The organism is Polaromonas eurypsychrophila (assembly GCF_014641715.1).
GTDB classification, from domain to species: domain Bacteria; phylum Pseudomonadota; class Gammaproteobacteria; order Burkholderiales; family Burkholderiaceae_C; genus Polaromonas; species Polaromonas eurypsychrophila.
This window is the reverse complement of record NZ_BMIG01000007.1, coordinates 200,756-212,424: the sequence shown is the minus strand read 5'-3', so window position 1 is coordinate 212,424 and position 11,669 is coordinate 200,756. Positions and strand designations below refer to the sequence as shown.

Genomic DNA, 11,669 nt, shown 5'->3' with positions numbered 1-11,669 from the left:
AAACCGTCAACCATGTCTCCGCACATGTGTCACCTATGTCTCCGGTCTATACAGCGACGCAAAAGAAAAGTGAGTTGCTGCCGGGCAACCCCCGGCTTGTGGGCCAACCAACAGCATTCAAACCACGCCGCTGGCAGGAAAGCCTTCTCTCCTCGAAGCCGAAACCGCAGCCGGCAGTGGCAACCGTGCCCGCAACCGTTCCACCTTCCACCACCCAGGAAAGAGCGCCTGCACTTGCGCCCCACCATACCGGTCGTCAATCAGGTAAACCACGCCGCGGTCAGATTCGGCGCGTATCACCCGGCCGGCCGCCTGCACCACCTTTTGCAGGCCGGGGTAGAGGTAGGTGTAGTCGTAGCCCTGGCCGAAGCTGGTTTCCATGCGCGCCTTGATCTGCTCGTTGACCGGGTTGACCTGCGGCAAGCCCAGCGTGGCGATGAAGGCGCCGATCAGGCGTTTGCCGGGCAGGTCGATGCCCTCGGCAAAGGCACCACCGAGCACTGCAAAACCGATGCCGCTTGAAGCTGGGGAGAAGCGTTCGAGAAAACCTTTTTTTGCGCTTTCTTCCATGCCGCGCGACTGCTCCCAGACCGGGATGTCCGGGTAACGCGCCTTGAACAGCGTTGCCAGTTGCTGCAGGTAGTCAAAGCTGCTGACAAAACTCAGGTAGTTGCCGGGCACCTGCGCGTACTGCCGGGCCATCAAATCCACCATCGGGGACAGCGAGCGCTCACGGTGCTGGAACCGGGTCGATACGTCGTCCACCACCCGCACCGAGAGCTGCTCGGCTTTGAAGGGCGAGGCCACGTCGATCCAGGCTATGTCATCCGGCAGGCCCAACATGTCGCTGTAATAGTCTGCCGGACTCAAAGTGGCGGAGAACAGCGCCGCCGAACGCGCGGCGGCAAAACGCGGCCCCAAGAAAGGCGCGGGCACGATGTTGCGCAGGCACAGCAGCGCGCCGCTCTCACCGCGCGTGATGTCAAACAGCGAATGCGCGCCCAACAGCTCAGCCATGCGCGAGAAATGCAACACCTCGAAAAAAAAGTCTTGCAGGCTGGCGGCGATGCCCGACGGATGGTCGGCCAGGTGGTCGAGGATGGCACTGCTTGTCTGCTGCAGCGCACCGCGAAAATCCTGCGGCACGTCGTCATACACCTGGTAGTCCGCTTGCTGCTCCTTGAACAGCTCGTACCAGCTGCGCTTGAGCCGGTCCAGCACACGCTTGATGTCGGCTGGCGCCGCCTGCCACGCCAGCGCCAGATGGGCCGGGTCCAGTTCGGCCGAATACATCTTGCGCGCGCGTTCGACCAGGTTGTGCGCCTCATCCACCAGCACGCTGACACGCCACTGGTTGGCCTGCGTCTGGGCATGCAGCATGGCGTTCACGTCGAAATAATAGTTGTAGTCGCCCACCACCACATCGCTCCAGTGCAGCAGGTCTTGCCCCAGGTAATAGGGGCAGACCTGATGCGTCAGCGCGACTTCGCGCAGCGCGTTTTTGTCAAGCGGAGCGGGCGCGGCAGCAGCCGCATCGACAGCGGCCTGCCGCGCCGCCGGCAAGCGGTCATAAAAACCCTGGGCCAGCGGGCAGGACTCGCCGTGGCAGGCCTTGTCGGGGTGTTCACAGGCCTTGCCTTTGGCCACCAGCTCCAGCACCCGCAGGGGAAGCACCGGCGCAGCGGTCTTAATCAGCGCCAGCGCATCCAGCGCCAGTTGCCGGCCCGGCGTCTTGGCCGCCAGAAAAAACACCTTGTCGAGTTGCTGCGTCGGACAAGCCTTGAGCAGCGGGAACAAGGTGCCGACTGTTTTGCCAATGCCGGTGGGCGCTTGTGCCATCAGGCAGCGGCCGCTGCTCGCGGATTTGTAGACCGCCTCCGCCAGTTCGCGCTGGCCGGGCCGGAAAGCCGCGTGCGGAAACGGCAACACCGCCAGCGCTTCGTTGCGCGCGGCCCGATGCGCCAGTTCCTGCCGCGCCCAGTCCAAAAAGCTCTCGCACTGCGCCTCGAAATACGAACGCAGGTCTTCAGCGCTGCAGGACTCGACCAGCAAGGTCTCGTCCTGCGTGGCGACATTGAAGTAAACCAGCGCCAGCTTGATCTGCGGCAAGCCGTCCCGGCTGCACAACAGATGGCCATAAACCTTGAGCTGCGCCCAGTGCAGTTGCCGGTGGTTCTCGCGCATGGTTTCCAGGTTGCCGCGATAGGTCTTGATTTCTTCAAGCTGGCCCGCCTCGGCGTCGTATCCATCGGCGCGGCCACGCACACGCAAATCCTTGTAGTTACCACTCAGGCTGAGTTCGGTCTGGTAATGCGGCGGACGCCGCAGTGCCACCGCGCGGTGGCCCGCCATGCCTTCAAGCGCGGAAGGCGATGGCGTGAAGCGCAAATCCAGGTCACCTCGCTTGGCGGTGAAGTCACACAGCGCACGCACGGCCACGACATACGGCTGGTCCGGGTCGTGAGGCTTGTTCATGGGCAATGCGGGTTCTTGAGGCTACTGTATGAATAGCCAGTATTGTAGCCAGCGCTGCCGTACCGCCGGACGCAGCCCCAAGGGGCCGCCAGAGGTGTGCGCTCGGGAACTACTTCTCGTTCCAGAATTTCTGCATCTCGACAAAAAGAAAGGACGCCGTCCAGGTGATCAACACCAGGCCAGTCAATGACTCAAGCCCCGTCAGGAAGCGAAGATCACCTACCGGCTGGATGTCGCCAAAGCCCAGCGTGGTGAAAGTTGTGAAGGAAAAATAAACGCAGTCCATCCAACTGCCATTGAAGTTGCCCGTCAGGTGGCCCCAGCCCTCAGCATGGTGCATCAGGTAATAAACAGAGGCAAACAGCAAGACCTCAATCGTGTGAGCCACGAGTGCACCGCCCACGCCGAGCAGCACCAGGAAGCGGTGCCTGATTTTCACTCTGGGCAGCAACAGGGTGAGCCGAAACAGGAACTCGTAGTGAATGACCACGGCCACCAGGACAACGGCCAGATTGGCCAGAACGATGTTGATCACTTGGAGCCTGCAATGGGTTGGTTGGAAATTGCCGGGATGATGCACCGGCAGTACACGCAAGCCGTGCACCTGAGGGAACTATAGCCCCGCCTCAGGCAATCAGCGCGTCCAAAACCCCCGCTTCGAAATGCTTGTGGATGTAGTCGGCAAGGCCCTCAAACACCGAGTCCAGCGTCGGTGCGCTGGCACCGAACAGCGCCCGCAACACAGCCGGGTCTTCAAACAGGCCGTGCAGGTAAACGCCGAGCACATTGCCGGCATTGTTTTGCCAGGCCAGGCCATCCGGCATCACGGCGTGCGCCACATCGCCCGCCGCGGCCATGGCGCTGTGCGGTGCGGTCTGACCGTGGTGGATTTCGTAGCCTTGCACTGTGGCACCCGACAACGCCGCCCACACGCCGCTCACCGATGAAAAACTGGTTTGCCGACGCTGCACGGTCTTGTCAACCTCAAACACCGTGACCACCGGCAGCAAACCCAGGCCAGGCCCGTTGCCATCGATGCCATGCAGGTCAATCAGCGCCTCGCCGAGCATTTGCAGACCACCGCAAATACCCAGCACGGCACCGCCCCGTCCTGCATGCGCCGCAACTGCGCTGTCCAGCCCCTGCGCGCGTAACCAGGCCAGGTCGCCGCTGGTATGTTTGGAGCCGGGCAGGATGATCCAGTCGGGGGGGGTCAGTCCCGCCAGCTCCGCCGGACTGCGCACCCACTTGAGGTGAATGCCCGGAACGTTTTTGAGTGGCTGGAATTCATCGAGGTTGCTGATGCGCGGATAGGCAACGATGGCGATGGTCACCGGAGCGCGATTTCCCGAATCCTTCAAGCCGGGGCCGTGGAACCGGCTTTGCCGGGCCACAGGCGCAGCGGCCCCTCTTCCCGGTGCATGGGGCAGCGCAACGCCGGAGGCTCGCGCAGCGACAAGCGTGGGGGCCATATCAAACACACCGTCCTCCTCGGGCAGACCGTGTTGCCACCACATGGGCAGTGTTGCCACCGTGGGTACACCGGTCAGGCCCAGTAACATCTGCGGGCCCGGCGCGAGCAGGCTCGCGTCACCGCGAAACTTGTTCAGCACAAACCCCCTGATCAGTTTGCGCTCTGCTTCGTCAAGCATGGCCCAGGTGCCATAGAGGTGCGCAAAAGCGCCGCCGCGGTCGATATCAGTGACCAGCAAGCAGGCGGCTTGTGCATGCAGCGCCACACGCATGTTGACGATGTCGCTGTCCTTGAGGTTGATCTCGGCCGGCGAGCCCGCGCCTTCCATCACCACCACATCGTTTTCGGCCAGCAACTCGTCCAGCGCCTGCGCCACCACGGGCCAGACCGACGCACTGCGGCCGCGCCAGGCCATGCGTGAAAGTTCGTCATTGACCTGGCCCATCAGGATGACCTGGCTGTAGGTGTCTTTCTCGGGCTTGAGCAGCAGCGGGTTCATGCGTACGTCAGGGATGGCTCTCGCAGCCAACGCCTGGAAATACTGGGCGCTACCGATTTCGCCACCTGCAACAACCCTTGCGTTGTTGCTCATGTTTTGAGCTTTAAACGGCGCGACCTTGAGACCCTGGTTGGCGTAGTAACGGCACAGAGCCGTGGTCAGCCAGCTTTTGCCGGCTCCGCTGGTCGTGCCCAGCACCATCACGCTTTTTGCGGTCACATTGATTTCCCGAGGATGTCCTGCAAGCCATTGTGCAATGCCTGCTGTGCCGCGGGCGTGTGTACGCTGAGGCGGAAGTGATTGGGCAAACCAAACGACGCGCAGTCACGCAGCTTGATACCGCGATGGCGCAAGGCGGCCACGACGCATGGAGCCTGGCCGCCATGGCAAACAAAAAAGTTGGCGTCACTGGGCAGCACGGTCCAGCCAAAGGATTCACACAGCGCGATTTGACGGGTCTTCCATTCCCGCAGCGCAGGCAGGCTGGCTGCCAACCAGGCCTGTGCGGCAGGGGTGGTCCAGGCCTGCAGCATTGCTACACCGTGCGCACCCAACAGCCACGACGGTGCGAGTCGCTCCAACTGGACCACGTCTTCTTCTGAATCCAGCGGTGCAATCACGTAGGCTGCGCGCACGCCAGTCAGACCGAGGGCCTTGTTGGGCGTCCAGAGTTGCCAGAACTTTTGCAGCACCTCTTGTGACAACCCAAGTGCGCCACTCAGTCGCAACGGCTCGTAGGCACGATCCAGTACACACATTGCTGCCGGGTCCGGCAAGGCCTGGAGCGCGGCATGCGCCGCACCCAGCGGGCTGGACGGATCACAAGCCCAGCGAAGTTGCGCCTGCTTCAGCTGCGTCACCACCGGCAACTTGAAAGCCTGCGCGGCCTGCGCATAGTCGCCGTAGCTGTGCGGCGGCAGCCAGACCCCGGCAGCGCCGAGCTGGGAAGCCATCGCCGTGATGCGAAATATGAACTCGCTGGCGCTGCCAGCCAGCAACACGCGCCGCAGGTCCACCGCATGGAAGTCGGCAAGTTGCGCACGCAGCGTGGTGTAACTGGCGTCGGGGTATTGGCGGGCGTCGGCTTGTTGCACGGCCGCCCAAGCCGTGGGGCAAGGCCCGCAGGCGTTGCTGTTGCTTGAAAAGTCGTGCAGCGGCGCACCCAGGTGGTCCGGGCCGCCATGTATGCGTGATGTCAAAGGCTGATCTGCTGCCATGATTTCACTACAAATGCTATTAAAACAATAGCTGCCAGCGCACATGCCAAAAGGGCAAGCAGCACTTTTGATGCAACATTGACAGCCAAAAGCGTGTCAGAAGCCTGCGGTGCCCTGCCCTCCGGGTTGAGCGCGTAGGCGCCTGGCTTGCGCAGGCAAACACCCAATGCAAGGGCCATGCCGGCCATGGGCCAGCCGCTGTTGGGAGAAGGTGTTTTCGTGGCCTCCCGTCGCAGGGCAGCCATCTGAAAGCCGCCGGTCACCATCCGGATCAGCGCCGCCGTCAATCGCGCTGGCAACCAGGACAACACATCGTCAGCACGCGCAGCCCACTTGCCCGCCCACTCCCAGTTTTGGCCTTTGTAGACGCCGCGGTAGCCCCACATCGCGTCAGCGGTGTTGGCAAACCGGTAGACCGCCGCACCGGGCAGGCCCAGCAGCACAAACCAGAAGATGGGCGCGACCACCGAATCGTTGAGGTTCTCAGCCAGCGATTCGATAGCGCTTTCGCGTACCTCGGTTTCGCTCAGCTGGGTCGTATCGCGGCTGACCAGCCACGACAGGCGCTCGCGCCCCGCTTGCAGCGACTGCTGCAAAGCCGCCTCCACCGCTTGGACTTCGCTGCGCAACATGCGCCACGACAACATGCACTTCAGCAGCCAGACCGTTATCGCGGCCAGCAGGGCTGCAATCACGACAGGTCCTGAACCGGGCGTGGACACAACCCGCGCCAGCTGCGAGAACATCAGCCCCTGCAAGCCGCAAGCCAAAGCCCCCGTCACCAGCGCGCCCAGGCACCAGGCGAAAGCCCCCAGCACAAACGCGGTCGCGGGCTGGCAACGGACCGCGACACTGCCGCAGGCCTGAAGGTAGCTGCCCATCCAGACCACCGGGTGCAAGCGGGGGCGCGGCTCGCCAAAAAGTTTGTCAATCCCCAAGGCCAGCAGCAAAACCAGGGCCAAGGCCAACGCAGCAATAACAGCGCCCGGGGTCATCATGTCAAACGCCGGACGCCGTCAGACCGGCCCGCCGCCAGCGGCGTGATTGCTGCCACGCGCCCAGTGCCAGCAACAGGGCGATACCCCACAAGACGGCCAAGCTGTGCACAACCGACGCGGGCGTTTTGACTTCTGGCGATTGCGGTTCCAGCTTCAGGCCGCGCACGGGTGCGCGCGTGGTTTCATCGGGCGGATTCGGTTTGGCTTGGTTGACCGGCTCGCGCGCTGCCGAGACCTGCGCAGAGCTACTGTTGGCAGAAGAAACCTGAGCCTCTGCCGCAAAACGCTGCACCGCCCGATTGGTTTCACGCAACCCGGTGGCTTTCAGCGCTTCCTGATACGCCTGCACCAGCTCCCGTTTTGTCGCCGCATCGGGTTGCCAGTAGTTCAGGCGCACCGCGTCCAGCATGCGCTCCAGCGTCTGGGCAAAGGCGGCGCGATTGTCGCCCTCCAGCCACTCGCGTGTGCCCAGCTTGTACTGGTCGCGCACATACACATTATGCAAAGACTGCCAGTGGTCCTGCCGCACGGCTTGCGGCGCGGTGACTTGCCAGCCCCATAAAAACTGCGCTGTTTTCAGCACCTGCAGGGTGCCGCTGTAGCCCTCGGCTTTTTGCGCGCTGATCCACTGCGGGTGCAGGTAACGCGTTTGCATTTCCTTGGCAATCGCGCTGCTGGCGCTTTCGGTGATCACTTCAGAGGTGTCGCGCAAATTCTGCACATACAGCGCCGGGTCTTTGCCGGTGAGCTGGCGCACCGCCTGCGCAATACCGCCCAGGTATTGAAACGGGTCATCACTGGAAAGCACGCCGTAGGTGTGTGAGGTGCGCGACAGCAAAGCCGCATCCACCTGCGCCAGGTTGCGCGCATAGGCTTTCTCAAAGCCTTTGGGCCGCGCTACGCCCGTCAACCCCTCGCCATACACATGGCCCATGCGGTCCATGTAGAGCTGCGACATCTCGGCGTCACCGCCGCCCTTGTTCGCGATTTTCCAGACATCGGTGGCTTGCGCCGCTTCACTCAGGCCGGTGCTGTAGCTGCCCTGCTCATTGGAAAACACCCGCGCGGTGGACCAGCGTTTGGCCTCAAGCGCGCTGGCGCCCTGCGCCGCAAATTCTTTCGCCAGCTTCTGCGTGTTGCGGGCTACCCGGTTGTCGGCCTCGTTCAGCGGCGCCACCTGCCGCACCGCTTCGTCCATCCAGCGCATCACCACCGGAAACTGGTCGCGGTAGGAACCGGTCACATTGATCAGCACATCCAGGCGCGGCCGTTTCAACTCGCCAGGGGCCACGGTGTCCAGGCCCGTCACACGCCCGGCTTCATCCCAGCGCGGCTTGACGCCCAGTGCATACAGCGCCTGCGACTCCATCACGCCCTGATGCCGCATGGTTTCTCCAGCCCACAGGGTGAAGGCTATCTTGTCGGGCCACTGGCCCTTGTTGGCCGCACGGTGCTGCGTCATCCACACATCAAACGCAGCCACTCCGGTGTCCCAGGCCTGGCGCGTCGGCACGCGGCTGGGGTCAAAGCCATACAGATTTCGGCCGGTGGGCAGGCTGTCGGGGTTGCGCACCGGATCGCCGCCGTAACTGGCCTTGATGTGTTGGCCGTCGAGCGCGGCCAGAAAGCCGCTGATCTCTTCGTTGCCGGCCAAAGCCTTGTCCAGTTGCTGTGCGCGCTGCGCCAGCGCCAGCAGCACTTTGGGGTCCAATTTTTTGGCTTCGGCACGATTCGGCACAGAACTATGGATTCCCGTTTTGGCCGCGTCGGCGGTATCCTGCGCCCGAAGATCCAGCATGCTGGCGGCTTGTGGGTCTTTCAGCGCGACCTGCAGCCAGCGCGCGGGGCGCGAGAGGATGATCTTCTTGGCGTCTAGCAAAAACACCTCATCAATGTCTTCGCCCAGCGCATCAATCAGCGGCTTGCGCAGGGTCTGCATCACGGTGCCAAAGCGGCGCTGTGCATCGGGCACTTCGCCAAAGGCGGCCAGGCCCTGGGGCTGTGCGGCCTGCGCAATGTCGTCAAGGTAGGGATGTAACAACTCCATGAAGCCGGCAAAGTCGGCGCTGATTTTCTGCGCGCTCCAGCCCACGTCGCGGTGTAGCTGGTGTTCAACAAATTGAGCTACCAGCCGTTTCTCCAACTCTTTTTTCACCGGACCGGGAGCCACGGTTTCCCAGTCGTGCATCAGGTCGTGCATCTCGTGCAGGCCGGGCCTGAAACCCGCAGGCGAAAACATCGGGGTTGAATGGCTCACCAGCACCGCGCGGCCACGCCGCTTGGCGGTCAGCGCCTCGCCCAGGTTGTCCATGATGTAGGGGTAAATGTTGGGCAAGTCACCCAGCGCCAGAATAGGATCGTCCTGGCTCGACAAGCCACGCTCCTTGCCCGGCGCCCATTCGAGCGTGCCGTGGGTGCCCACATGCACCACTGCGTTGGCTGCAAATTGTTCGCGGATCCACAAATAAGTGGCCAGGTAGTTGTGGCTGAGCGGCACCTGGGAGCGGTGGCCTATGCGTTTTTTGCGCACCTCGGCGGGCGTCCCTGCCGTGACCTCATGCCGCAGTGGCTGCGGCATAACGACCACATTGCCAAGCAAGACGCGCGGAATGATGAAACCGGCCTCAGCCTGCCCGCTTGCGCCTGCTGCCTGGGGCCGCAGCATCAGGGCTTTTTCAGGCGGGCCCCAATAGGCCTCGATGCGACTTTGCGTGCCGGGTGGCAGCGCACGAAACCAGCTGAGGTAGCGGCTCAGCGACAGCACGTCGGCCAGACCCTGCGCCGGCAACGAGCTTAAGGTTTCTGGCTTGTAAAACCCGCCCAGTGTGGCCTGCACCTGCGGTGTGATCTGGTCCGCGTCAGGCGTGTGTGTCTGGTAGCCGGCCGCCTTCATGGCGCCCAGCATGTTCTGCAGGCTTTTTGGCACATTCAGAAAGGATGCGCCGAAGTTGCCCTCGCCCTGGGGGTAGTTGTAAACCATCATCGCCACCCGGCGCTGCGCAGCGGGGGTTTGCTGCAGGCGGGCCAGGGCCGCGGCCTTGTCCGCCACAGCGTTGATCTGCGCCGCAATCGGGTTGAGCGCACCGGTTTTGGCATCACGTGCGGTGATCAGCATGGCATCCACCATGCCCGACAACTCGCTGGGTGTGTAGTAATAGGACACATCGCTAAGGGCCAGGCCGTCCTTGCTCTGCGCCCATTGCGCGGCGTCCATGGCCAGCGCAGGCATGGTTTGCAGCACCGGCACGCCGATACGCTCCAGCTCGGCCTTGCGCTCGGTCGGGTTAAAGACCAGCGCCGAGTTGATGATCACATCGGCCACGCGCTGCGGGCCACCGGCGGCCGGCACATGCGTCATCTGGAAAAACAGATCTTTTTGCTGGCGCGGCCCATAAAAGGCATAGGCGCGCAGGCCGCGCTGCTCGAGCGCGGTGATCAGGGCGTCCAACCAGGGCGTGTCGTCCGAGGTGAAGACTGCGTTGTTCACCGCAATTGCTACTGTTTTTATAGCTGCTTGCGCATGTGGAACAAGGGCTGGAGCCCGATTTTGATCGGGAACACCGGGCGCAGGCAACATCTTCAGCATGTTCGCATCACTTTCGAGGCGCGCCCACCGGGAATGGTAAAAACCTTGCAGCGGCAACTCAACAGCCGGCGGCAAGGTGGCCGCACTGCCCTGTCCGTTCGCCGGGACTTTCAGCACTTCCATCGCCAGCCGCATGTTCTGCGCCCCGCCAAAGCGCCAGTACTCGCGCAGGCGCTGCGCCCAGGCCGCACCCACCCCGCGCTCAGCCTGCAGCGGCGCCGCCGCCAGCGTCTGGTTTTTCGCCACGGCGCTGAACTCCCCGACCAGTACATAAGGTGTGCCGCTTTTATTCAGCATCTCGCCAAAACGCGCGGCGACGGCTTGCGCCACGCTGCTGTGCGGCGCGTCGATCACCAGCAGGCCCGCGCTTTGCAGGGCTTGCTGCAAAGCCTCGGGCGTGTCCTCTTCCGCAGACAGGGTTTGCAAGGGCACGCCCGCCTGCTGCGCCGCCAGCCGCAGCTTGGCCGCACGCGCGGGCGACACCACGTAGGTGCTCAGGAGAACTACGCGCGGCGCGGCAGGCGCGGGCTGCGCCTGCACACTACCCATTCCGACGGTCAGAATGAGCCAGCAACCCACCGCCACCGCGAGACAGGGTTTCATCAAGGTTTGGCCGTGGGCACGTACACCATGGTGCCGTCTTTCATGCGGTAGGCGGTGCCGGCTTTTTCGCCATCCCCTTCGCCCGAGGCGCCGCTGGCCTTGAAGCGCGTGATCTTCTGCCCGTCTTTGGTGATGATCTCCATGTTGGGCTGCCCTTCGTTGCGGATGATGGTCAGCTTGTCATCGGAAAACGGGTTCATCGGGTTGTTGATGACTGCGATCAACAACATGCCGATAACAACCAGAAACACATCAATCAGATTGATGGTGGACAAGACCGGGTCATCATCATCTTCGTCCAGAATGCGCAGCCGCGGCCTGGTTGCCTGGGAGGGCGCTGCGGCGGGCCGGTTCATGCGGCCTGGCCTTCCAGCACCGCCAGCATTTCGGCCAGCAGCCAGCGCCGGCGCACGCTGTAAACCACAAAGGTGATGGACGCGGCCACCAGCGCCACAATGACGGCGGCAAAAGCCGGCGCCAGACTTTCGGCCACGCCTTGCGACTGGCCCGAAGCCACTGCCACCAGCGCTGGCCCCATGGGAATCATGGTGGCAACCAGGCCCAGCATTGGAGCCACGCGGCTGCACAGGCGCAGGCCCTCCAGTTCCCTGAGCACAGCCAGTTCCAGCGTTTCGGCTGAAGCTGCGCTGGCACCGGCCAGCACCAACACCCTGCCAGGCTGCCTGCGCCTGCGCACCCACTCAAGGCCAAACGCGCCCAAGCTCATGACGGCATAGGCAAACGCGGCCAATACCAGAATGGTGACCGGCCACAGAAACATCTGGGCAAGCTGGAACAGGGTGTTTTCAAAAGGCAT

Annotated in this window: 8 protein-coding genes; all 8 read right to left on the bottom strand. The window is 63.1% G+C overall.

The genetic code is table 11. From position 1 onward, the window contains the following. Positions 1 to 117: 117 nt before the first annotated feature. Positions 118 to 2,475, bottom strand: coding sequence for an ATP-dependent DNA helicase (locus tag IEX16_RS11885; protein WP_188708696.1), 2,358 nt, complete (start codon positions 2,473 to 2,475; stop codon positions 118 to 120). A gap of 109 nt (positions 2,476 to 2,584) precedes the next feature. Continuing rightward, positions 2,585 to 3,010, bottom strand: coding sequence for a potassium channel family protein (locus IEX16_RS11880; protein ID WP_188708695.1), 426 nt, complete (start codon positions 3,008 to 3,010; stop codon positions 2,585 to 2,587). Positions 3,011 to 3,101: 91 nt separating this feature from the next. Next, on the bottom strand, positions 3,102 to 4,667 hold the full coding sequence (locus IEX16_RS11875; RefSeq protein ID WP_229676312.1) for a cobyric acid synthase: 1,566 nt from the start codon (positions 4,665 to 4,667) through the stop codon (positions 3,102 to 3,104). Then, positions 4,664 to 5,665: an aminotransferase class I/II-fold pyridoxal phosphate-dependent enzyme gene (locus tag IEX16_RS11870; protein WP_188708694.1), complete on the bottom strand. Its 1,002-nt coding sequence runs from the start codon at positions 5,663 to 5,665 to the stop codon at positions 4,664 to 4,666. Before IEX16_RS11870 ends, IEX16_RS11875 begins: the two co-directional genes overlap by 4 nt. After that, the gene (gene cbiB, locus IEX16_RS11865; protein WP_373288331.1) at positions 5,644 to 6,663 is read right to left on the bottom strand and encodes an adenosylcobinamide-phosphate synthase CbiB; all 1,020 of its coding nucleotides are present in this window, start codon (positions 6,661 to 6,663) and stop codon (positions 5,644 to 5,646) included. The genes IEX16_RS11870 and cbiB overlap by 22 nt, the downstream gene beginning before the upstream one ends. Position 6,664: 1 nt before the next feature. Beyond that, complete coding sequence (gene cobN / locus IEX16_RS11860; protein WP_229676311.1) at positions 6,665 to 10,852, bottom strand: cobaltochelatase subunit CobN; 4,188 nt, start codon at positions 10,850 to 10,852, stop codon at positions 6,665 to 6,667. Continuing rightward, on the bottom strand, positions 10,852 to 11,208 hold the full coding sequence (locus IEX16_RS11855) for a DUF2149 domain-containing protein (protein WP_188708693.1): 357 nt from the start codon (positions 11,206 to 11,208) through the stop codon (positions 10,852 to 10,854). Before IEX16_RS11855 ends, cobN begins: the two co-directional genes overlap by 1 nt. After that, a complete protein-coding gene (locus IEX16_RS11850) occupies positions 11,205 to 11,669 on the bottom strand; it encodes a MotA/TolQ/ExbB proton channel family protein (RefSeq protein ID WP_188708692.1) in 465 nt (154 codons plus the stop codon). Before IEX16_RS11850 ends, IEX16_RS11855 begins: the two co-directional genes overlap by 4 nt.